The sequence below is a fragment of the Mycobacterium shigaense genome, assembly GCF_002356315.1.
Classification (GTDB): domain Bacteria; phylum Actinomycetota; class Actinomycetes; order Mycobacteriales; family Mycobacteriaceae; genus Mycobacterium; species Mycobacterium shigaense.
The window spans coordinates 303,633-324,913 of record NZ_AP018164.1 but is presented as its reverse complement, the minus strand read 5'-3'; the positions used below and the strand labels follow the sequence as shown (position 1 = coordinate 324,913).

At 66.7% G+C, this 21,281-nt stretch carries 22 protein-coding genes and 1 pseudogene; 7 read left to right on the top strand and 16 right to left on the bottom strand.

Annotated elements, in window-relative coordinates; translation table 11 throughout:
* Positions 1 to 65 precede the first annotated feature (65 nt).
* Entirely contained in the window at positions 66 to 527 is a 462-nt protein-coding gene (locus tag MSG_RS01540) for a nuclear transport factor 2 family protein (protein ID WP_096436502.1), read from the bottom strand.
* Positions 528 to 660: 133 nt separating this feature from the next.
* Between MSG_RS01540 and MSG_RS01535 the strand changes: the two genes are divergently transcribed.
* Positions 661 to 1,881: an acyl-CoA dehydrogenase family protein gene (locus MSG_RS01535; RefSeq protein ID WP_096443906.1), complete on the top strand. Its 1,221-nt coding sequence runs from the start codon at positions 661 to 663 to the stop codon at positions 1,879 to 1,881.
* The gene (locus tag MSG_RS01530) at positions 1,874 to 2,701 is read left to right on the top strand and encodes a tyrosine-protein phosphatase (protein WP_096436500.1); all 828 of its coding nucleotides are present in this window, start codon (positions 1,874 to 1,876) and stop codon (positions 2,699 to 2,701) included. The genes MSG_RS01535 and MSG_RS01530 overlap by 8 nt, the downstream gene beginning before the upstream one ends.
* A gap of 3 nt (positions 2,702 to 2,704) precedes the next feature.
* On the opposite strand, the gene MSG_RS01525 is transcribed toward MSG_RS01530, so the two are convergent.
* The 7 genes and pseudogenes from MSG_RS01525 to MSG_RS01495 all read right to left on the bottom strand — a co-directional run.
* The gene (locus MSG_RS01525) at positions 2,705 to 3,568 is read right to left on the bottom strand and encodes an SDR family oxidoreductase (RefSeq protein WP_096436499.1); all 864 of its coding nucleotides are present in this window, start codon (positions 3,566 to 3,568) and stop codon (positions 2,705 to 2,707) included.
* A gap of 57 nt (positions 3,569 to 3,625) precedes the next feature.
* The gene (locus tag MSG_RS01520) at positions 3,626 to 5,047 is read right to left on the bottom strand and encodes an aldehyde dehydrogenase family protein (protein ID WP_096436497.1); all 1,422 of its coding nucleotides are present in this window, start codon (positions 5,045 to 5,047) and stop codon (positions 3,626 to 3,628) included.
* A 152-nt stretch (positions 5,048 to 5,199) separates the two neighbouring features.
* Complete coding sequence (locus MSG_RS01515; RefSeq protein ID WP_096436495.1) at positions 5,200 to 6,750, bottom strand: LCP family protein; 1,551 nt, start codon at positions 6,748 to 6,750, stop codon at positions 5,200 to 5,202.
* Between the two features lie 92 nt (positions 6,751 to 6,842).
* Positions 6,843 to 7,784 (bottom strand): class I SAM-dependent methyltransferase, encoded by a 942-nt coding sequence (locus tag MSG_RS01510; protein ID WP_096436493.1) that lies wholly within the window; start codon positions 7,782 to 7,784, stop codon positions 6,843 to 6,845.
* Between the two features lie 26 nt (positions 7,785 to 7,810).
* On the bottom strand, positions 7,811 to 8,758 hold the full coding sequence (locus tag MSG_RS01505) for a class I SAM-dependent methyltransferase (protein WP_096436491.1): 948 nt from the start codon (positions 8,756 to 8,758) through the stop codon (positions 7,811 to 7,813).
* A gap of 79 nt (positions 8,759 to 8,837) precedes the next feature.
* Positions 8,838 to 9,473, bottom strand: a complete 636-nt coding sequence (locus MSG_RS01500; RefSeq protein WP_096436489.1) for a TetR/AcrR family transcriptional regulator — start codon at positions 9,471 to 9,473, stop codon at positions 8,838 to 8,840.
* 19 nt (positions 9,474 to 9,492) lie between these two features.
* Positions 9,493 to 10,458 (bottom strand): annotated as a pseudogene (locus MSG_RS01495) (pirin family protein); the annotation flags it as partial.
* Positions 10,459 to 10,534: 76 nt separating this feature from the next.
* On the opposite strand from MSG_RS01495, the gene MSG_RS01490 reads away from it, so the two are divergent.
* The gene (locus MSG_RS01490; RefSeq protein ID WP_096436485.1) at positions 10,535 to 11,980 is read left to right on the top strand and encodes a chloride channel protein; all 1,446 of its coding nucleotides are present in this window, start codon (positions 10,535 to 10,537) and stop codon (positions 11,978 to 11,980) included.
* Here MSG_RS01490 and MSG_RS01485 read toward each other — a convergent pair.
* Both MSG_RS01485 and MSG_RS01480 read right to left on the bottom strand, forming a co-directional pair.
* Positions 11,977 to 12,528 (bottom strand): Dps family protein, encoded by a 552-nt coding sequence (locus tag MSG_RS01485; protein ID WP_096436483.1) that lies wholly within the window; start codon positions 12,526 to 12,528, stop codon positions 11,977 to 11,979. The two genes, MSG_RS01490 and MSG_RS01485, sit on opposite strands and share 4 nt — an antisense overlap.
* A 76-nt stretch (positions 12,529 to 12,604) precedes the next feature.
* Entirely contained in the window at positions 12,605 to 13,516 is a 912-nt protein-coding gene (locus tag MSG_RS01480; RefSeq protein WP_096436481.1) for a DNA-3-methyladenine glycosylase family protein, read from the bottom strand.
* 60 nt (positions 13,517 to 13,576) lie between these two features.
* Here MSG_RS01480 and MSG_RS01475 point away from each other — a divergent pair, with 60 nt between their 5' ends.
* The gene (locus tag MSG_RS01475; RefSeq protein ID WP_232011140.1) at positions 13,577 to 13,996 is read left to right on the top strand and encodes a nuclear transport factor 2 family protein; all 420 of its coding nucleotides are present in this window, start codon (positions 13,577 to 13,579) and stop codon (positions 13,994 to 13,996) included.
* Here MSG_RS01475 and MSG_RS01470 read toward each other — a convergent pair.
* The 3 genes from MSG_RS01470 to MSG_RS01460 form a co-directional block, all read right to left on the bottom strand.
* Positions 13,980 to 14,357, bottom strand: coding sequence for a DUF427 domain-containing protein (locus MSG_RS01470; protein WP_096436479.1), 378 nt, complete (start codon positions 14,355 to 14,357; stop codon positions 13,980 to 13,982). The two genes, MSG_RS01475 and MSG_RS01470, sit on opposite strands and share 17 nt — an antisense overlap.
* A gap of 69 nt (positions 14,358 to 14,426) precedes the next feature.
* On the bottom strand, positions 14,427 to 15,452 hold the full coding sequence (locus tag MSG_RS01465) for an NAD-dependent epimerase/dehydratase family protein (RefSeq protein ID WP_096436477.1): 1,026 nt from the start codon (positions 15,450 to 15,452) through the stop codon (positions 14,427 to 14,429).
* A complete protein-coding gene (locus tag MSG_RS01460) occupies positions 15,449 to 15,955 on the bottom strand; it encodes a nuclear transport factor 2 family protein (protein WP_096436475.1) in 507 nt (168 codons plus the stop codon). Before MSG_RS01460 ends, MSG_RS01465 begins: the two co-directional genes overlap by 4 nt.
* 87 nt (positions 15,956 to 16,042) lie before the next feature.
* Here MSG_RS01460 and msrA point away from each other — a divergent pair, with 87 nt between their 5' ends.
* Positions 16,043 to 16,570 (top strand): peptide-methionine (S)-S-oxide reductase MsrA, encoded by a 528-nt coding sequence (gene msrA / locus MSG_RS01455; protein ID WP_096436473.1) that lies wholly within the window; start codon positions 16,043 to 16,045, stop codon positions 16,568 to 16,570.
* A 1-nt stretch (position 16,571) separates the two neighbouring features.
* Here the strand turns inward: msrA and MSG_RS01450 are convergent, their stop codons facing one another.
* Positions 16,572 to 17,891 carry a cytochrome P450 gene (locus MSG_RS01450; protein WP_096436471.1) on the bottom strand — a complete coding sequence of 440 codons (1,320 nt, stop codon included), beginning with the start codon at positions 17,889 to 17,891 and terminating at the stop codon, positions 16,572 to 16,574.
* Positions 17,892 to 18,022: 131 nt separating this feature from the next.
* On the opposite strand from MSG_RS01450, the gene MSG_RS01445 reads away from it, so the two are divergent.
* Together MSG_RS01445 and MSG_RS01440 are read left to right on the top strand one after the other, a co-directional pair.
* Positions 18,023 to 18,646, top strand: coding sequence for a TetR/AcrR family transcriptional regulator (locus MSG_RS01445; RefSeq protein ID WP_096436469.1), 624 nt, complete (start codon positions 18,023 to 18,025; stop codon positions 18,644 to 18,646).
* Positions 18,647 to 18,682: 36 nt separating this feature from the next.
* Positions 18,683 to 18,895, top strand: coding sequence for a TOBE domain-containing protein (locus tag MSG_RS01440; protein WP_096436467.1), 213 nt, complete (start codon positions 18,683 to 18,685; stop codon positions 18,893 to 18,895).
* Here MSG_RS01440 and MSG_RS01435 read toward each other — a convergent pair whose 3' ends face one another.
* Positions 18,896 to 19,789, bottom strand: coding sequence for an alpha/beta fold hydrolase (locus MSG_RS01435; RefSeq protein WP_096436465.1), 894 nt, complete (start codon positions 19,787 to 19,789; stop codon positions 18,896 to 18,898). It lies immediately after the preceding gene.
* Positions 19,790 to 20,258: 469 nt separating this feature from the next.
* On the bottom strand, positions 20,259 to 20,906 hold the full coding sequence (locus MSG_RS01430) for a superoxide dismutase (protein ID WP_096436463.1): 648 nt from the start codon (positions 20,904 to 20,906) through the stop codon (positions 20,259 to 20,261).
* Positions 20,907 to 21,281: the final 375 nt, after the last annotated feature.

Sequence of the window (21,281 nt, the reverse complement as noted above, 5' to 3'; positions counted from 1 at the left end):
ATCTACTTTCCTTAGCTAAGCTGCGTGAATACGAACACCGCCCGAGTTGAACACCCTAGCGGGGACTACCAGAGCGGAATGTCTTGACCGTGCTCGGCAGCCGGCCGCGGCCCGAAGTAGCGCCGTTCCGATTCCTCGATCGGCACGTCGTTGATACTTGCCTCCCGGCGCGCCATCAAACCGGAAGGCGCGAATTCCCACAGCTCGTTGCCGTAGCTGCGGTACCACTGCCCGGTGGCGTCGTGGCACTCGTACTGGAACCGCACGGCGATCCGGTTGTCGTGGAAATCCCACAGGCTCTTGCGCAGCACGTAATCGAGTTCGCGTCGCCATTTGCGGGTCAGAAACGCCACGATCTCGGCCCGGCCGACGACATGCTCGCTGCGGTTTCGCCACTGCGAGTCGGGGGTGTAGGCCAGGCTGACCTTCTCGGGATCGCGAGTGTTCCAGGAATCCTCAGCGGCCTGCACCTTCTGGATCGCCGTCTCGTGGGTGAACGGGGGAAACGGTGGGCGGGATTCGGTCATGACTTCAGAGTCTCCCGCCGGCCCCACCGCGAGCAGGCATAGAATCGCATGAATTCTCAGCGAATCGCGCGAGTCTGCGTCTGCTCGCCGGGGGTTCACGCGGGTGTCCTATCGTGACGGAATGGACTTCGCGATGTCGGCCAAAGCCAGCGACTACCACCAGCGACTGTCCGACTTCATGACCGAGTACGTCTTTCCGGCCGAGGCCGAGTACGACAAATACCGCGACGAAGCCGGCCCGCACGACCACACGGTCCCGCCCATCGTCGAGGAGCTCAAGATCAAGGCCCGGGCGCAGGGCCTGTGGAACCTGTTCCTGCCGGCGGAGTCGGGCCTGACCAACCTGGAATACGCGCCGCTGGCCGAGATCACCGGCTGGAGCCTGGAGATCGCCCCCGAGGCGCTCAACTGCGCGGCCCCCGACACCGGCAACATGGAGACCCTGCACCTGTTCGCCACCGAGGAACAGCGCAAGCAATGGCTGGAGCCCTTGCTGGCCGGCGAGATCCGCAGCGGTTTCTCGATGACCGAGCCCGCAGTCGCCAGCAGCGACGCCCGCAACATCGAGACCTCCATCGTCCGCGACGGCGGTGACTACGTCATCAACGGCCGCAAGTGGTGGACCTCCGGGGCGTCGGACCCGCGCTGCAAGATCCTCATCGTGATGGGGCGCACCAACCCGGAGGCGGCCAGCCACCAGCAGCAGTCGATGGTGCTGGTGCCCATAGACACCCCAGGGGTGACAGTGGTCCGCTCGACGACGGTCTTCGGCTTCCAGGACCAGCCCGGGCACTGCGAGATCATCTACGACAACGTCCGGGTCCCCGTCACCAACCTGCTCGGCGAGGAGGGCGGGGGGTTCGCGATCGCGCAGGCCCGGTTGGGGCCGGGTCGCATCCACCACTGCATGCGCGCGCTGGGCGGCTCCGAGCGGGCGCTGGCGCTCATGGTGGACCGGGCCTCCAAGCGGGTGGCGTTCGGCCGCCCGCTGGCCGAACAGGGCGTGGTGCGCGAGCAAATTGCCAAGTCCCGCAACGAGATCGACCAGGCCCGGTTGCTCTGCGAAAAGGCCGCGTGGACGATCGACCAGCACGGCAACAAGGCCGCACATACGCTGGTCTCGCAGATCAAGGCGGTCGCCCCGCAGGTGGCGTGCAACGTTATCGACCGCGCCATCCAGGTGCACGGGGCCGCCGGCGTCAGCGAGGACACAGCGCTGGCCAGGATGTACGCCTGGCACCGCGCCATGCGGCTCTTCGACGGGCCCGATGAGGTGCACATGCGGACCATCGCGCGCGCCGAGCTCGGCCGGGAAAGATCTGCGCTCGCCGCGGCGGTCACCGCGCATGACTGAAACTCTTCGAGAACTGTCCGGCGCGTGGAACTTTCGCGATGTCGCCGACGGCACTCCCGCGCTGCGGCCGGGCCGGCTGTTCCGGTCCGGTGAGCTGAGCCGCCTCGACGACGAGGGCCGCGCCACGCTGCGCGAGTTGGGGGTTACCGACGTCGCGGATCTGCGCGCCGCGCGCGAAGTCGCCCGGCGCGGGCCGGGACTGGTACCCGATGGTATCGACATCCATCTGCTGCCCTTTCCCGACCTCGGCGACGAGGAGCAGACCGACGATCACGACGCTCCGCACGAGACCGCGTTTCGGCGGCTGTTCCAGGGCGACACCGATCAGTCCGACGAAGAGGTCAATGCGGCCGCCGTCCGCCACATGACCGACGAATACCGGCAATTCCCCACCCGCAAAGGGGCGCAACGTGCTGTGGCACATGTCTTTTCGTTGCTGGCAGCGGGACGTCCGGTGCTCACGCACTGCTTTGCGGGCAAGGACCGCACCGGTTTCGTGATCGCCACGGTGCTGGAGACGATCGGCATCGATCAGGACACCATCGTCGCCGACTACCTGCGCAGCAACGCTGCGGTACCGCAGCTGCGCGAGCACATCTACCAGATGATCCAGCAACGCTCCGACGTCGAATTGACCCCGGAGGTAGTCACGTTCACCAAGGCCCGGCTGGCCGACGGTGTGCTGGGCGTGCGCCCGGAGTACCTGGCGGCCGCACGCCAGACGATCGACGCGGAGTTCGGGTCGCTGGATGCCTACCTGCGCGACGCGGGTGTCACGCAGGCGGTGGTGGACCGCCTGCGTGACGAACTGCTCGCCTGAGCCTCATCCCAGCTTGAAGTCGGCCTGCTTGGCCGCCGACAGGTCGGCGATGTCGTCCCAGTGCGCGGCGACGTCGTCGACCGTGGGCGGCTTGTCGAAGTTGACACCGTCGTTCTGGAACAGCGCGACACGCTGCACCTTGCCGCCGCCCACCACGAAAACCGAAGCATTGTTCGGGTTTTCCTCGGTGCACAGGTAGGCCACCACCGGCGCGACGTATTCGGGCGTCAGCTTCTCCAGGACCTCCTTGGGCAGGATGTCCTCGGTCATCCGCGTTGCCGCGATCGGCGCGACCGCGTTGGCGTGGATGTTGTACTTGGCGCCTTCCAGCGCGAGGCTGTTGATCAGTCCGACCAGCCCGAGTTTGGCCGCGCCGTAGTTGGTCTGGCCGAAGTTGCCGAACAGCCCGCTGGTCGAGGTGGCGACGACCACGCGGCCGTAGCTCTGCTCGCGGAAGTGCGGCCAGGCGGCGCGGATCACGTTGTACCCGCCGTACAGGTGCACCTTGAGCACGGCGTCCCAGTTCTCGAACGTCATCTTGTGGAAGGTGCCGTCGCGCAGGATGCCCGCGTTGCTCACCACGCCGTGGATCGCACCGAACTCATCGAGCGCAGTCTTGATGATGTTCTCGGCGCCCTCCGGCTCGGCGACGCTGTCGTAGTTGGCGGCCGCCCGGCCGCCGGCGTCCTTGATCTCCTTGACCACCTGGTCGGCCATGTTGTGGCCGGCGCCGGTGCCGTCACGGGATCCACCCAGGTCGTTGACGATGACGCTGGCGCCTTCTTTGGCGAGGGCCAGAGCGTACTCACGCCCCAATCCCCCACCGGCTCCGGTGACGACGATGACGCGATCCTGCACTCCGGGCATGAGTTTCCTCTCTGATGTGAAAAACTTTGTCTAGCAAACGGCTTGGTGCGAAGACCATCAGAACATGCGGCGGGCCAGCTTCATGGCTCGCGCGGTGTACGGCGGGTAGATGAAGCTCGACAGGTCGGGCCGGGTCGGCTTGGTCAGCACCGACTTGCGGTGGCTGAACTCCTCGAAGCCGAACTTGCCGTGGTAGGCACCCATGCCCGATGCGCCGACGCCACCGAAGGGCAGTTTCGCCGTCGACACCTGGAAGGCGAGGTGGTTGACCAGCATGCCGCCGGCGGGCACCTCCTTGATCACGCGCTCGCGGGTCTCGCGCGTCTTGGTGAACAGGTACGCCGACAGCGGCTTGGGCCGCGAGTTGACGAAACGTATTGCGTCGTCCAGGGATTGGACGGTGACGACCGGCAACACCGGCCCGAAGATCTCGTTCTGCATCAGCGGGCCGTCCGGGTCGGGGTCGACGACGACGGCGGGCTGGATGCGCAGGTTCGACGCGTTGCACTTGCCGCCGACGACGACCTTGCCGTCCCCGCCGGCCAGGTAGCCGCTGATCCGGTCGAACTGCCGCTGATTGACGATCCGCATGCCGTCGGGCTTGTCAGCGGTGAACTTGGTGATCGCCGCGCCGATCTTGCTGACCAGCTCGTCGCGAATCTTGGCGTCGGCCAACACGTAATCGGGTGCGACGCAGGTCTGTCCTGCGTTCAGCAGTTTCATCCAGGCGATGCGCTTGGCCGCGACGTCCAGGTCGGCGTCGGCGGCCACGATCACCGGGCTCTTGCCGCCCAGCTCAAGCGTGCACGGGGTCAGGTGCGGTGCCGCGCCCTCGTAGACCTTGCGTCCGATCTCGGTGCCGCCGGTGAACAGCACCCGGTCCAGCCCCTGCGCGATGAGCTCCTGGCTGGTCGAGCCGTCACCCTCGACCACCGCGATCGCGTCGCTGTCGAGGTAGCGCGGCACCAACTCGGCCATCACATGGGCCGACGCCGCGGCGATCTCCGAGGGCTTGAGGATGACGGCATTGCCCGCGGCGATGGCGCCGACGGCCGGCCCCAGCGTCAGGTAGAACGGGTAGTTCCAGGCGCCGATGATCAGCACCGTGCCGTAGGGCTCGTACTCGATCCAGCCGCGGCCGGGCAGCTGAGGCATCTCAAGCAGCTGGTAGCGACGCTTCGTCCATCGGCGCAGCTTCTTGGCCGCGTACTTCGCCTCGCCGGACGTCGTCGCGATGTCGGCGATGAACGCCTCGAACGGGCTGCGGTCGAGGTCTTCGGCGAGGGCGGCCGCGATGGCGCCCTCGTTCTCCTCCATCAGCTTGGTCAGCTGCACCAGCTGCCGCTTGCGCCATTCGATGTCGCGCGTGCGCCCGGTGGCGAAGGTCCGGCGAAGCCGGGCCACCGTTGCTGCGACGTCGGCCGGCTGGGCGGCGCCGTTGGCGGCGGAGGTCTTTGGTGCAACCGATTCGGTGGTCATCGTTGTCCTTCCCTTGTGCACCTTCCCAGGGGTGCCCGCTGCTCGGCACGCGGACACTAGATTGGGTGATACCCGCGATCCTAACCATCCGGTTGGGAGGGCAGTAAGTGCGCTGTGGTTGCGGCCTTGACCCGCTCAGCCCGTAGCCCGATTTACTTGACGCAGGGAACGTTCGTCGCCGTCATCTGGCTGAGGTCGGTCGGCGCCGGCGAGCGATCACCGCTGCCGGTGGCGGCCACGGTCGCGACCTGCCCGGGCACCGACGCGCCGCCTCCGGCACCCGGCCGGCCTAGGTAGTCACCCGCCGGAAATTGCGTGCCCACCGTCAACCGGACCGTCCCGGCGGCCACGGCGCTGTTGGCGGTCGCGGGCACGTGCAGCTGCTCGGCCAGCAACTGCGCGCCCTGATCGGCGCCGGGGCCGTACTCGATCACGGTCTGATCCGACGGGGTCGCGGCCGTCGTGGCACTGCCCCGGGTGAAGCCGCGCGCGGCGAACGACTCCTCGATCGCGGCGGCCAGCCCGTCGCGCGCGGTGGCGTTGACGACGTCGAGGGTCACCGGTTGCGACAGGGTGGTCGGGGACGCGGCGTCGAGCGCGGCCGGGGCGTCTGAGTCGAAGCGTTCGTGGACGATGCGCCGGATGGTCGGCAGGTCGACGAGGTTGATGTCGGATCCGTTGGAATCCTTGCCGAAGCCCGAGATCGGCAGTGTGTACAGCGACAACGGTCGCCCGGTCAGCTTCGATGCCCGCGACGCAAGGTCGACGAGGTCCAGCCCGGAGTCGACGGCGACGTTGTCGCGGGCGACCTGCAGCAGCTTGCGCAGCCCGCTCACGGTGGACAACGCACCGCCGTTGCGCGCCGCGGCGACCAACGACACCAGGAACGCCTGCTGTCGCCGGGTCCGGTCGAAATCGGTGAAGGAGCCGTCGTCTTCGTCGCGCCGCTGCCGCACGAAGGCCATCGCGTCGGCGGCATCGATGCGCTGCACCCCTTGGTGGAAGTCGGCACCCGAGTAGCTGTCTCGCGTATCGCCGTTGAGGCACACCGTGATTGGCTCGACGGCCTTGGCGATCTGGAAGAAGGCACCCAGTGTGACCTCGACGAAGTGGTCGACCGAGATGCCGAGGAAGTCGTTGACGGCGGCGATTTCGGCCTTGCGGCCGGCCTCGCGCGCGGTCTGCTCGCGGGCCGCCAAATCGTTGGCACCCGCGCCGTCGGAATTGCCCGACGCCTGCGCGTTCAACGACTGCTGGTAGGCCAGACCGTAGGCCTGCTTGATCTTGCCCGTGCAGACCGACCCCGGGCAGCCCGGCAACTCCGCGTAGTCGTCGCGGGGAATCGACACCGCGGTGACCGGCCCGTCGCCGTCCGAAATATGAACGACGATCAGCACATTCGCGTTGTAGCCGCCCGAGCTTTCGTCCCCGGCGTGCAATGCGTCGTAGACGTCCTGGGGCAGCGGCCGCCCGTTCTGGTCCAACCGGCTGTCCAGGCCCATCAACAGGATGTTCTGGTCCCCGCTCAGCGACGACGATGCATTCGGGAGCGCGTGCGAGATGATGATTTTGCCCAGCGCCGTGTGGTAACCCGTCCACCCCATGCCGGTGACGGCCATCACGGAAGCCGAGGCGAGGGCGGCGACAAACCGTCCCTTTCTCAGCACCCAACGCTGCGATTGGTCAGCTTCACCGTCAGCCATGATGACTGAACATTGTTCCCGACGAGCTGGCCATTTCGCGGTAACCACAACCGCGAGCCAGCGGCGAGTCCCCGGCGCTCAAGGCTTGGGCATTACAACTTCTCGGCGACGACGAAGTCGGAGAAGGCGTCCTTGTCGTCGTCCAGCTCGACGCTCTGCACCCTGCGGTTCAGCCGCTGCATCTCGTCGATCGAGTTCTGGGCGGTGGCGCGCCAGCCGTGTTCGTTGAGCCACTCGGTGACGTCCGCTCGATGCTCGTCGCGGTACATCAGCTCGCCGATGTCGATGGTCTCTGCCAAGCCGAGCTCGTCGGCCACCTTCTTGAAGCGCTCCCGCATCTGCTGGCGCCGCTCCTCAGCGTGCATGGGTGCGGTTTCGGCGGAGACGCGACTGCCGGCCGGGCTCAACTCGCCGATCTGGGTGAACAACTTGTCCTGGGCTTCCGCGGGCAGGTACATCAGCAGCCCCTCGGCCAGCCAGGCGGTCGGCTTGGTTTGGTCGAAGCCGGCCGCGCGCAGCGCGGCGGGCCAGTCCTCGCGCAGGTCGATGGCGACCTCGCGGCGATCGGCGGACGGCGTGGCCCCGCTTTCGGCCAGGGTGGTCGATTTGTAGTGCAGTACCTGCGGCTGGTCGATCTCGTACACCGTGGTGCCGGCCGGCCAGTCCAGCCGGTACGCCCTGGAGTCCAGTCCCGACGCCAGGATCACCACCTGCCGGATACCGGCGGCGACGGCCTCGGCGAAGTAGGAGTCGAAGAAGTGGGTCCGCACCGCCTGGTAGCCGCGCATGTGCCAGATACGAGCGGCGGACTCTTCGTCGATCGCCTCGATCTTGGCCACGACCTCCGGGGCCAGCATGGCCTCCCACAAGACCTCGGCGCCGGCGTTGTCGACCAGCAGCCGGGCGTAGGGGTCGCGGATCAGCGCGTCAGGCTGCTCGGTCTCGATGGCGCGCGCGGCGGCCACCATGACCGCGGTGCTGCCGACGCTGGTCTTGATGTCCCAGGTGTCGTCGTGAGTGCGCAGTGAGCTCATGGATGCTCCCAGTTTTCTACGTTGGGCTAGGTGGACTGGCTGTCGAGACGGGCCCGCAACAGGGTGCTGCGCACGGCGTCGTCGGCCAGATCTTGGGGGACGGCACGGCCCAATCGGGCCAACTCGTCGCGGTTGCTCACCGCGCGCACCTGCCAGCCGTGGTCGGACAGCCACTCGGCGGCGTCTGACCGGTCGGGCTCGTGGAAGGTCAGCGCCTCGACGTTGACGTCCAGGCCGAGGCGGTCGCGCATCCGCTGCCGGCGGCTGTTGTTACTGATCGTGTTCGGGCCGAACGCCTCGATGGCGACTTGGCTGCCCGGGGCGCTCAGCGCGGTGACCATCTCGAAGAGGCGGTCCTGGGCGTCGCTGGGCAGGTAGGGCAGCAGGCCCTCGGCGAGCCACGCGGTCGGGCGGCTCCGGTCGAAACCGGCGGCGGCCAGCGCGGCCGGCCAGTCGCCGCGCAGATCCACCGCCACGGGGCGCCGGTCGGCGGCAGGCACCGCGCCGTGGGCTTCCAGGATTCCGGTCTTGTATTCGAGCACCTTGGGCTGGTCGACCTCGTAGACCGCGGTGCCGGCGGGCCAATCCAGGCGATAGGCGCGCGAGTCCAGCCCGGCAGCCAGGATCACCACCTGCCGGAGCCCGTCGGCGACGGCGTCGGCGAAGTAGGAGTCGAAGAAATGGGTGCGGACGGCCTGGTAATCGATGCCGAGGCGGTGTGCGCGCTGCCCCGCCTCGTCGCCGTCCAACCAGGCGAGTTCGGGGTCGGTCAGGCGGGCCCACGCCGGTCCGGCCGCCGAGACCAGTGTCCGGGCGAACTCGTCGCGAATCAGCGGGTTCGGGCCGGCCGTCTCCGCCGCGCGCGATGCGGCGACACCCAGCGCGGTCGCGCCGACGAGTTCGGTGATGGCCCAGGAGTCGCCCTCGGTACGCAACGAGGACACTGACGAAGAGGAGTCGCCTAAATCAGTCATTTCCCGGCCATGATACCCGAATAAGTTAGCTAGCCTATACGCTTTGTGCCCGATCTCACTGGCCGCGGCGGACCGTGGGTCAATCCTTGGACCGCGACAGCGCACCGTCGAGCAGCAGTCCCAGCATCTCGGTGATGGGCTGAAACTCCGGATAGCTGTGCACGAACCCGGAATAGAACCCCGCCCCGCACATGACGACCAGCAGGGTCTCGATGAGGGCGCCGGCGTCGATGGCGGGGTCTATCTCGTCGGCCTCGATGGCCTCGTTGACCACCCGGGTCAAAAACCCGCGGCAAATCAGCACCGCATCGTTTTCGGCTTGGTTCAATTCCGGGTGGCGCTGAGTTTCCAGGATCGAGCCCATCAAAAACGCTGAGGCCGAGGGATACTCGCGATTCACCGCCACGGCCGCCGCGATGAACCCGGTCAGCCGCGGCAACAGCGTCGTCTCCCGGTCCGCCTGTGCGATACCGGCGCCGAATATGAGTTCGGCCGTTTGCGCCAACGCTTCCCGATACAACACACGCTTGCTGGAAAAGTAGTGATTGATGGCGGGCCGTGTCAGGTCGGCGCGCACCGCGATGGCCTGGAACGTGGCCCCCTCGTACCCACGTTCGCTGAACACCAAGCGAGCGGCGCGCAAGATCCTCTTGCGCGTCTCATCTGCTTTCGCGGCTGGGGGGCGCCCCGGCCTGCGCCTCCCCGTTGATGACACTAGCGGATTGTGCCACGCCACGATGCGGCATTAACGCGTTCGGCGGAATATGGCCAAACTTCCCCGCCTGGTAGTCCTCCAGTGCCTCGATCAATTCCACCCGCGAGTTCATCACGAAAGGCCCGTAGTGGAATACCGGTTCGCGAATCGGTCGGCCGCCCAATAGCAAAACGTCAATTTCCGCGGTGTCCGCGGATTCCTGGGCCGCCTGAGCGCCGACGGTGATTCGATCACCGGGCCCCAGCACGACCAGCTGACCCGCGCGAACTGGATGACTCACCGGGCCGACATATCCACTACCCGACAGCACATAAACCAGGGCGTTGAAATCGCGTCGCCACGGCATATTCAGCCTGGCGCCATTTTGAATCGTCGTATGCGCCAACGTGATTGGCGTGTGGGCGACACCGGGCCCGCGGTGACCGTCGACCTCACCGGCGATAATGCGCACCAGTGCCCCGCCATCGTCGGAGGCCAGCAACCGGGTGTCGCCACCGTCGATGGCCTGATAGCGCGGCGTCGAGAACTTGTCTTTTCCGGGCAGATTCACCCACAGCTGGATCCCGTGGAAGAGTCCGCCGCTTTCGACCAACTCGACGGGCGGGGTCTCGATGTGCAAGATGCCTGATCCCGCCGTCATCCATTGCGTGGCGCCGTCGGTGATCAGACCGCCGCCGCCGTGCGAATCCTGGTGCGCGAATTTGCCGTCGATCATGTAGGTGACCGTCTCGAAACCGCGGTGCGGGTGCCAATCGGTCCCCCTGGGTTCGCCCGGCTGATAGTTCACCTCGCCCATCTGGTCCATGTGGACGAAAGGGTCCAGGGCGGCGGCACTGACCCCGGCGAACGCCCGCACAACGGGGAAGCCCTCGCCCTCGTACCCGCGCGGCCCGGTGGTGATGGACCGTACCGGCCGCTCGGTGTCACCGGCGCCGGCCGACGTGATCCGGGGCAACGTCAACGTGTTTGCGGTGATAGCAGGCATGTGAATCTCCTTTTCCGATGCTGCCAATATAACCGGACTACGGTCCATTTATTCCTCGGTGGCCTAGGATGGCCCGGTGCCCGCCACTGAGCCGACCGAGGACGAGCCCCAGCCCTCGGTAGCTCCGGCCGCAGCCGCCGGCGGGCGATTCGGGGCGGTGCTTCGAAGCTCGGGCTACTTGCGCAAATGGTTCCTGCTGGGTGCCACCATCGGCGTCATCTCGGGCCTGGGCGCTGTCGTGTTCTACCTCGGCCTGAAATACACCGCCGACTTTCTGCTCGGGCACCTGGCCGGCTATCACCAGCCGACGCCCGTCGGCGAAGGCGGCAGCCACGGATCCACCGGATTCTCCCGCCCCTGGGCGATCCCCCTGGTGACGACCGCCGGGGCGCTCGTGTCGGCGGTGCTGGTCACCAAACTTGCCCCGGAAGCGACCGGTCACGGCACCGACGAGGCCATCGAAGCGGTGCACGGCGACCCGCGCGCGATCCGCTTCCGCGCGGTGCTGGTCAAGATGGTGGCCAGCGCGCTGACCATCGGCTCGGGCGGGTCCGGCGGCCGCGAAGGCCCGACGGCGCAGATCTCGGCGGGCTTCGGCTCGCTGCTGACCCGGCGCCTGCGCCTGTCCGACGAGGACGGCCGGATCGCGGTGGCGCTGGGTATCGGCGCGGGTATCGGCGCCATCTTCGCCGCACCGCTGGGCGGAGCGGTGCTGGCCGCGTCGATCACCTACCGCGACGACTTCGACTACCGGTGCCTGCTGCCCGGTTTCATCACCTCGGGCACCGCATACGCCGTACTCGGTTCCTTCCTCGGCTTCGATCCGCTGTTCGGCTATATCGATGCCGAGTACCGCTTCGAAAAGGCGGGGCCACTGCTGTGGTTCGTGGTGATCGGCCTGGTGGGGGCCGCGGTCGGCTACCTGTATGCCCGCACCTTCCACACCACGGTCCGGCTCAGCCACCGGTTGCCCGGCGGTCCGGTGCTCAAGCCCGCGGTGGGCGGCCTCCTGGTCGGGCTGCTCGGACTGCTGATACCGGAGATCCTGAGCAGCGGCTACGGCTGGGCCCAGCTCGCGGCCGAGCGCGGCTCGCTGATGCAGATCCCGTTGTGGATCGTCGTCGTCCTGCCGATCGCCAAGATCGTCGCGACGTCGCTGTCGATCGGAACCGGAGGATCCGGCGGCCTGTTCGGCCCGGGCATCGTCATCGGCGCGTTTGTCGGGGGCGCCATCTGGCGGCTGGGCGAGCTGTGTCAGCTACCCGGCGTGCCACCCGATCCCGGCATCTTCGTGGTGGTCGGGATGATGACCTGTTTCGGCAGCGTCGCCCGCGCGCCGCTGGCGATCATGATCATGGTGGCGGAGATGACGGGCTCGTTTTCAGTCGTGCCCGGCGCGATCATCTCAGTGGGCATTGCCGCGCTGCTGCTGTCGCGCACCAACGTGACCATCTACGAAGCGCAGCGGCTCAATCGTGAAGCCGCACAAGCGGAGCGGGAGCGACAAGGGTCGCCGGACTAGCTCGACTTGCCTCGCGCGGAGTCGGCGGCACTCTTCTCCGTCGAGGAGCCCTCGTGCTGCAGCTGCCCGCCGGAGCTCTCCAGATGGGCGCGGACGAACCACTGGAATTTCTCCAGGCTTCCGGCCTGCCCGATGAGCAGATCCTGCGTGACCGGATCGAGTTCGTCTGTTTCGTCGATGGCTTGGCGGATGTCCTCGATCACACCGTTGTACACCAGGTCCAGCGCGGCCAGATGTGACTGCACGGTGTCGCGGCCGACGGAATAGTCGTCCCAGGACCGGTCCCGGATGATGGCGGCGGGCGTGCCTTGCGGCGAAGCCCCAAGGGCCGCAATGCGTTCGGCGACATCGTCGGCGTAGGCGCGCACCGCGTCCACCTGGGGGTCGATCATCTCGTGCACCCCGATGAAGTTGGGGCCCACCACATTCCAGTGAATGTGCTTGAGGGTGAGGTGAAGATCGTTGTAGGTGCTCAGTTGCTTCTGCAGCAGCTCGGTGAGCCGCGCCGCCTGCTTGTCGGTCAATCCCGGAATCGTGAACTGAGTCATTGCTTCCTTCCCTGGGTTTCGCACACGTACTTAATCGGGCGGGTACCCGATGGCCCGGGCGGAAAACACTGGCCGGTCAGAGCGATTGGATTTGCTGTACCGGCAGTCGCGCACCCCGGCGGGGTTCGCAGGCCAGCCCACTGGCATAGAGCAGGCAGACCACCCGGTGCCGGTGCGGCCGCATCGGTTCGAGCAACGCGAGCATGGCTGCGTCGTCGACGGGACGGCCCAGCAGCGTCCAGCCGATCATCTTCGGCACGTGATAGTCGCCGACCGAGAGGGCGTCGGCGTCGCCGAAGGCGCGTTGCGCGGTCTCGGCGGCGGTCCACACGCCCACCCCGGGCAACGCCATCAACGCCTCGCGTGCCTGCTCGGCCGGACGCGACACCAACCGTTCCAGCGACTCGGCCCGTCGCGCGCAGGCGACCACCGTCTGCGCCCGCCGCGGATCGACGTTGGCGAGGTGGAACTCCCAGGACGGAATGGTCCGCCAGACCTGCGCCGACGGCAGCACCCGCATTCCGGGCGGCGCCGGACCGGGCGCCGGTGTGCCGTACTTGGACACCAACACCCGCCAGGACCGAAACGCGTCGGCACCGGGCACGCGCTGCTCGATGATCGCCGGAATCAACGCCTCGAGGACTTGGCCGGTGCGGCCCAGGCGAAAGTGCGGCACCCGCCGATGGGCCGCGGCCACCGTCGGGTGCCGCGGCTCGAAATCCGACGGGTCGTCGTCCGCGCCCAGCGCCGCGGGCAGCGCGTCGAGAAACTCCTGGGCCCCGCTCCCCCACGCCTGGCAGTGCACGGCGTCGGGAGCCGCACGGCGCAACCGCGCCGTCACGGCTCCCGTCGGCAGCAGGCTGGTCCGCCAGATGGTGCCGTCCCCCGGCAGCTGAAAGCACGGATCTCGTGGTCCGCGCCGAAGCGGCGCCAGCGTGTGCCCGAAGTTGGCCGCTCCGGACAACGTCACCGTGCGCGCGTTATCCACCCCACGCTCCGAATCCCGCCGTCATTGACCGGCAACTACTTCCCAAGACACTATTGCGAGGTGACGACGCCGTTCGACGCCCCGCTCGCCGAACTCGTGTGGATGTTCCTGCAGTGCCTCAGCGAGGGCGGCGATGTGGACGAGGGTTTCACGCTGCTGCACGACGATTTCACCTACTGGAGCCTGTATACGCGACTGTGCATCGGCAAGGACGACTTCCGGCGCGAGATCGACCGCCGCAGGCAGTTCGTCGCGTTCGGCATCGATCTGCTCCGCTGCATTCACGAGGGCGACACGGTGGTCGTCGAGGCGTCCGCCACCGGGAAGTTGACCGACGGCAGGCACTACGAATCCCCGTTCATCTGCGTCTTCGACACCCAGGACGGACTGATCGTGTCGATGCGCGAATACAGCGACACGGAATCGGCGGCGGAGGTGTTCCCCGACTGGGGCGCCCCGTCGCCTATTGAAGAACGCTGATCTCGGCCTTGTTCGGGTAGAACGCCACGTGCCCGGCGATCTGGGCGACCGCGGGGTAGGGCTGCTCATAGGTCCAGATCGCATCCTCGACGGTCTCCCCGGTCGCGGTGGTCACGCTGTAATAGCTGGCGTCACCCTTGAACGGGCAATACGTGACGGTGTCGGTGCGCGTCAGCCGTTCGGCGGCCACGTCGGCGAGCGGAATGTATTGCACAGCAGGGATTGTGGCCTCCCGCAATTCGAGCGCCGCGGTGGTGTCGGCGACGACCTCGCCGTTGATGCGAACCTGCACTCGCCCCTTGGTGGGCTCGATGGTGATCGGGTGCCCCGCGTTGGGTTCTAGGACTTCGCGGTGGGTCATGGGTGAAACCTCCTCAGACGCAGACAGCGTCTGCAACACCGACGGGCGCGCAACACTTCCCGTTTTCGCCTATTCGGGTTGGGCGGCCGTTCGCGGGGCGCGCATCGCGGCCCAGAACCGGGCGGCGTCGCGGATCGATTCCTCGACCGGGCGCGGCTGCCAGCCCAGCTCCCGCTTGGCCTTGCTGCTGTCCACGGGAGCCTCGGCGCGCATCATCCGCACCGACGCCAGGCTGAGTTGGGCGTCCGTGCCGGTGAGCTTGGCCTTCAGCGTGCCCGCGGCGGCCAGGGCGTAGAGCATCGGTACGGAGATCGCGCGCTGCGGCGGCGGGACGCCGGCTTCGTCGGCCGCGATCCGGATCGAGTCGTTGAGCGCCATCATCTTCTCGGAGACCAGGTACCGTTCGCCGATGCGGCCGCGCTCGGCGGCCAGGATCATGGCCCGGGCGGCATCGTCGACGCCGACGACCTCCAGCTGGATGCCGTTCATCAGGAAGGGCAGCTTGCCGAAGACTGCCCCCGCGATGAAGGCGCCGTGCGGCGTGCCACCCCAGTCGCCGTCGCCGTAGGTGGTGGACACGCACATCGCGACGGCGGGCAGGCCGGCGTCGGCGACGTAGCGCATGACCAAGTTCTCGGCCTGGACGCGGGATTGCACGTAGGGCGTCAGCCCGCGGGCGGCGATCACGTCGTCCTCGGTCGCCACGCGGCCGTGCTTCCTGCCGACGGTCGCGTAGGTGCTGGTGAAGATGAACCGGCGCAGGGGCTGGTCGACGGCGACGTCCAGGACGTTGCGCAGCCCCTCGACGTTGGTGCGGAACAGCGGCGCGGCGTCGCGCAGCCACGCGCGGGTGTCGACGACGCAGTAGTACACGTCGTCGACGCCCTCCATCGCCGCGCGCACGGTGTCGGTGTCGAACACGTCGCCGTGAAAGCGGGTCACGTCGAGGTCGTCGATGGACCGGGTGTTGGCTCCCTCGCGCACCATCACCCGCACCTGGTGGCCTTCCGAGGCACCTTGGCCGACCAGCTGCCGGGTGACGTGGGAACCCAGAAAGCCGTTGGCGCCGATGACTAGCTTGGGTTTGGTGGTCACTGAGCCCCTCCGTACTGCTCCATGAATTGCGCGCCCGCCTCGTCGAGGGTGCCCAGTTCGGCCGCCTTGCGGCACCACTTCAGCGTGGCCTGGACGAACCGCAGCGGGTTGTAGATGTCTTCCTGCTGGCGCCACAGGCCGTCGCCGGCGTAGGTGATGATCGAGATGTTCGTTGCGCCGATGACGGTGCCGTCACCGGGATCGCGCATCGGGTTATCGAGTTCCATGATGATGCGTCCGGTTGGCTCGTCGATGACCGACCACAGCGACGGGAACGCGACCATGTGGCTGCCCGGGAAGCTGCCCATCGTGCGGCCGATCCATTCGCGGACCTCGTCGCGCCCGCGCATGGTGCCCGCCGCGTGTTCGATGTACAAGACGTCGGGCGTGTAGTGCTGGACCCAGGCGTCCCAGTCCTGCGACCGGGCGGCGGCATCGACCGTCGCTTCGAATTTTTCGAAGGCGGCAGCCAGTTCGCTCCGGGAGAACTTGGGCCTGCTCATGGCTTCGCGGCACCGTTGCAGATCATCGGCGGAGTGTAACCTGGGCTTGATTGTGCCCAGGCCGTGGCCGGTTGAGGAGGACAAGACATGGCAGACACCCGAAAGGCGATCCTTGCCGGCGGCTGCTTCTGGGGCATGCAGGATCTGATCCGCAAGCTTCCCGGCGTCGTCTCCACCCGCGTCGGCTACACCGGCGGTGATGTCCCCAACGCGACGTACCGCAACCACGGCACACACGCCGAGGCCATCGAGATCGAGTACGACCCCACGGCCACCGACTACCGCACGCTGCTTGAGTTCTTCTTCCAAATCCACGATCCGACAACGAAGAACCGTCAGGGCAACGACATCGGCACCAGCTACCGGTCGGCGATCTTCTACGTCGACGACGAGCAGCGGCGCATCGCGCGGGACACCATCGCCGATGTCGAGGCGTCGGGCCTATGGCCCGGCAAGGTCGTGACCGAGGTCAGCCCGGCGGGCGATTTCTGGGAGGCTGAGCCCGAGCATCAGGACTACCTGGAGCGCTACCCCACCGGATACACCTGCCACTACATCCGGCCGGGCTGGAAGCTGCCCGTCCGAGAAGGTAAGCGCGCCCCGGCGGCACAGTAACTCAGCGCCGCCGCATCACGATTCGGCCGCCGTCCTTCGGGGTGAAGGCGACGCCCCGGCAGTGCCAATGCTCGTCGGGCGCGTCGGTGGTATCGATGGTCAAGTGCCGCAACACCGTTCGCAGCACCACGTCCATCTCCATGTTGGCGAACGCCGCCCCCACACACCGGCGGGTGCCGCCACCGAACGGGATCCAGGACAGCGCCGACGGTTTCGATTCGATGAAGCGCTGCGGGTCGAAGCGCCTGGGATCGGGGAATACGTCGGCATTGTCGTGTATCTGCCCGATGCCGACGATGATCGAGTATCCGCGCGGGATCGACCATTCGCCCAGCCGGTAGGCCTCGGGGTAGACGTGGCGGCCGGCGAAATCGATTACCGTCCTTGCCCGTTGGACCTCCAGGATCGTCGCCTGGCGCAGCTCGCTGCCGCCGCCGTCGGCCTCCTCGACCAGCGTCGCCAGCAACTCGGGGTGTCGGCTGATCCGCTCGAAAGCCCACGCCAGCGTGGACGCCGTCGTCTCGTGGCCGGCGGCCAACAGGGCCAGGAGCTCGTCGCCAATCTCCTTGTGCGACATGGCTGCACCATCGTCATAGCTGCTGTGCAGCAGCAGCGCGAGCACGTCGGTGCGGTCGGCGAAGTTCGGGTCGGCCCGCTCGGCGGCGATCAGCGTTTCGATGACGCTGTCGTAATCGCGCCGCCAGTTGTCCAGCCGTGCCCATGGGCCGAACGGGGGATACCGCTTGGGCTTCGGCAGCGCGGCCATCCGCGAGCCCAGGGTGACCCACGGCGGAATGAGTCGGCGCAGCTCGTCGAGTTCGGCGCCCTCGGCCCCGAAGACCGCGCGCAGGATCGCGTTGAGGGTGATTCGCATCATCGGCGCCAAGGTCGCCAATGACCTGCCCTCGGGCCAGCCGGCCAGCTCGCGCAGTGTCTCTTCCTCGATGATGCTCTCGTAGTTCTTCATGCTCTTGCCGTGGAACGGCGGTGCCAGCAGCCGCCGCCGCCGGCGATGGTCGTCGCCCTCGAGCCCGAATACCGAGCCGGAGCCGAAGAACCTGCTCAGATTGGGCTGAATGTTGCCGAGTTCGTCCGGGCTGGTGGTGAAGATCTGCTTGGCCAGCTGCGGGTCACTGACCATGACCACATGCCCCCACATCGGCAGGCGCAGCGTGAACACGTTGCCGTAACGACGGGACAGTCGCTGCATCATCATTCGCCGCGACATCGAAAATCCCAAGCCCTGCAACAACTTCGGCATTCGGGCGGCCGGAGGCAAGTTGATTGCGGGGACCGCCGGGGCGGTGGCTAGATCGCTCATGGCGGCGCTGCTCCCAACATCTCCCCCCAACCCGGGGTTGGTACGGCGGTGTACCAAAGTTCTTTCCCAGTACGGTACTCTGTGGTACCAAGCCTGACAAGACGTCAGATCCGACGGGAGGGCCGCGAACCGTGCCAGCAGCGACGACGGCGCCAGCGCCGGTCGACAACGCGGTTGCCGATGAGCCCGACCCGTTTCGGGTGCGCCTACTCGACGGCCTGGCCGCCTCGATCTGCGAGCGCGGCTACCCGGCGAGCACCGTGGCCGACATCGTGCGGCACGCGCGCACGTCCAAGCGCACGTTCTACGGCCACTTCGCCGGCAAGGAGGAGTGCTTCCTCGAACTGCTGAGCGCCGACATCGAAAGGCTCGGCGAAAACATCCAGGCCGCTGTCGATCCCGAGGCCGACTGGCACCGCCAGATCCGTCAGGCGGTCGAGGCCTATGTTGGCTACATCGAGGCCCGGCCGGCCATCACCTTGAGCTGGATTCGCCAACTGCCCTCGCTGGGAGCCGTCGCCCGCCCGGTACAGCGCCGCGGGCTGCAGCTGCTGTCGACCCTGCTGATCGACCTCAGCGCCAGCCCGGGTTTCCGGCGCGCCGAGCTGCCGCCCCTGACCGCCCCGCTGGCGGTGATCCTGCTGGGCGGGCTGCGCGAATTGACCGCGCTGGCCGTCGAAGACCAGCAGCCCGTTCGCGACATCGTCGAACCGGCCGTGGATGCTTCCATCGCGTTGCTCGGTCCGCGCCACTAGCCCGTCCGGGCTCGATTGCCCGGCTACGCTCACCGCATGCGGCTATCCACCCGAAACCAGCTCAAAGGGACCATCACCGAGGTCGATCTCGGTGCCGTGATGGCGATCGTCAAGGTCAGGCTCGACGGCGGCGATCAGATCGTCACGTCCTCGGTGACCAAGGATGCGGTGCTTGACCTCGGCCTGGCGGTCGGTCAGGCCGCGACGGTGTTCATCAAGTCCACCGAAGTCATCATCGGCGTCGACTGACTACAGCTTCAGGAACGCTCGCAACCGGTCGAGCACCAGGTCCGGTCGCTGCGCGATGATCCAATGACCGGCGTCGTCGACCAACTCCACCTCGAAATCGCTGATGTGGTCGGCATATCCGCGGGTCAGGTCGGGCGTGATCACTGGATCCCGCGTGCCGGTCAGCCAGCGGACGGGAACGTCGACGCGGGCGTCCGCGTACTCGCCGCGCACCCAGCGCAGCATCTCGCCGGCCTGGTAGCTGCGGTACCAGCGCGAGCCCGCCTCCGCATGGCCGGGCTCGCGCATGCACGCGAGGTAGAGGTGTGCGCTGTCGTCGGGAATCGAGAACCCGCCGCCGACCCAAGGACCCAACATCCGGAGAAACCGGGAGTTGGGGTCGCGAAGTAACCGCGGGCCGATGACCGGCAGCGAAATCGGAATCTGGTACCACAGCCGCCACAGGTTGAGGACCGACGCGGGACTGAACTTTACGAAGGGCGCCACGGTGTTGATCCCGAAGAAGCCGGTCACCTTCTCCGGATGACGCAGCATCATGATGAACGCGGTGGGTCCACCCCAGTCGTGCGCGACGAGTTTCACCTGATCGATGCCCAGGTGGTCCAACACGGCGGCCAGATCCTCGGCCTTCTCCGCCTTGGTGTAGCGGCTATCGGGCGCCGAACTCCATCCCGCGCCGCGCAGGTCGGGACAAAGCACCCGATAGCCGTCGGCGGCCAGCGGCCCGATCAGCTCGTGCCACTCCCACCAGTTTTCCGGGAAGCCGTGGACCAGCATCACCGCCGGCCCGTCAGCCGGGCCCGCATCGGCGACGTGGATGGTGACGCCGTCACCCAGTTCGATGTACCGATGTTCCAAAGCAATAGAGCCGTCCAGCACGGGCATGGTGACCATGCTGGAGAACGTAGCCGACAGTGATGATTTCAGGAACCTCTCAATCTAGACATGTGGCCCCAGCTGTTTCACGACATCACCCCAGTGCCGGCGGCGATACCCCATCCGTGTCTCGGTCGGTTCGACTTACTTGCGGCATAGTCATGCTGAAAATAGTTTGCAAATAACACTTTTGGAAGGTGTCCGCAGTCTTCGGGGAATTTTCTGCCCGTCGCACCGACTACTCCCTTGTAGCGCAAGTTCGGCCATCCGTCGTAGCTATGCAATCCTGCATACCATATGTAGGTGAGGCGATGCTGCTTCGGAGCGCCGGGGAGAGCTGCCTGTGCTGCTTCTCGACAGCAAGCGGAAAATCACTGCGAGGCCGTGAGTCTCCGGCCCATGACCCCCGATGTGGATCTCACCGGGCACGAACTAGTTTGATGGCGCTGACCTAACTTCGACTTGGAATCCGGGAAGCGACAGGCAGTCAACCCGATTCGCTCATCTCGGCACAGTTCAGAAATTCACCAGGGATCCCGGCGCGGGCGGCCTCGAATCGAGCCCCGACATCAGCCCAATCCACGAGGGACCACAACTGGGCGATGTAGGCGATTTTGTCGTTGCGGTACTGCAGGTAGAAGGCATGCTCCCACGCATCGAAGACGAGTAAGGGCATGCTGGTGATGGCCAGATTGAGATGATGGTCGTGGATTTGGTGTATGACGAGCCGTTGCCCGATCGGATCCCAGGCCAGCACGCCCCAACCTGAACCATGCAGAGTCACGGTCACGGTAGTCATTTCCGCGCGGAATCTCTGGAATCCGCCGAAGAATTCGTCGATGGCCGCGGCTAGCGCGCCGTGGGGCTCATCGCCACCATCGGGGGAGAGGTTCCGCCAGAAGATCGAATGCAACGCATGCCCGGCCAGGAAGAACGCCAAAGTACGTTCCAGCCCAGGCACAGTCCCGAGATCACCGCCGGCTCGAACTTCGGCTAGCTGCTCGGCAGTCGCATTGGCACCCTTGACGTACGCGGCGTGGTGCGCGCCGTGATGGAGCTCCATGATCGTTCCGCTGATGGCGGGTTCGAGCGCGGCGTAATCGTACGGCAGCTCTGGCAACCGATACCTCGGCATACTGGTACCTCTCGTCAGCTTCGATGTCGCAACTTGACTCTAACCCAGGAAGTTAGGCTTTACGAACTATTTATTTTGCCGCCTCGAAACACCGCCGAAAACGATCGGGGTCGTCACAACAGACGCGCCGACAGGCAGACCCCAGCCCGCACAGGAACTGTTATGGGGCAATCGAATCTGCAGCAATTCAGCGTTCTGGCATCGGCGACCGGCCCGATAGGCGCCACGGGGATCGGAAGAGCGATTCGACAGCGTCGTTCATGCTGTTATCGACGCGTCCGTCGCGCTGAAAGAGGCCGATGCCGGGAAGGGGCTGGTTGGTGTCGACATCGCGCATGGATTGCGCACCCTGGTTGACCATGTCGAGCTTGTCGT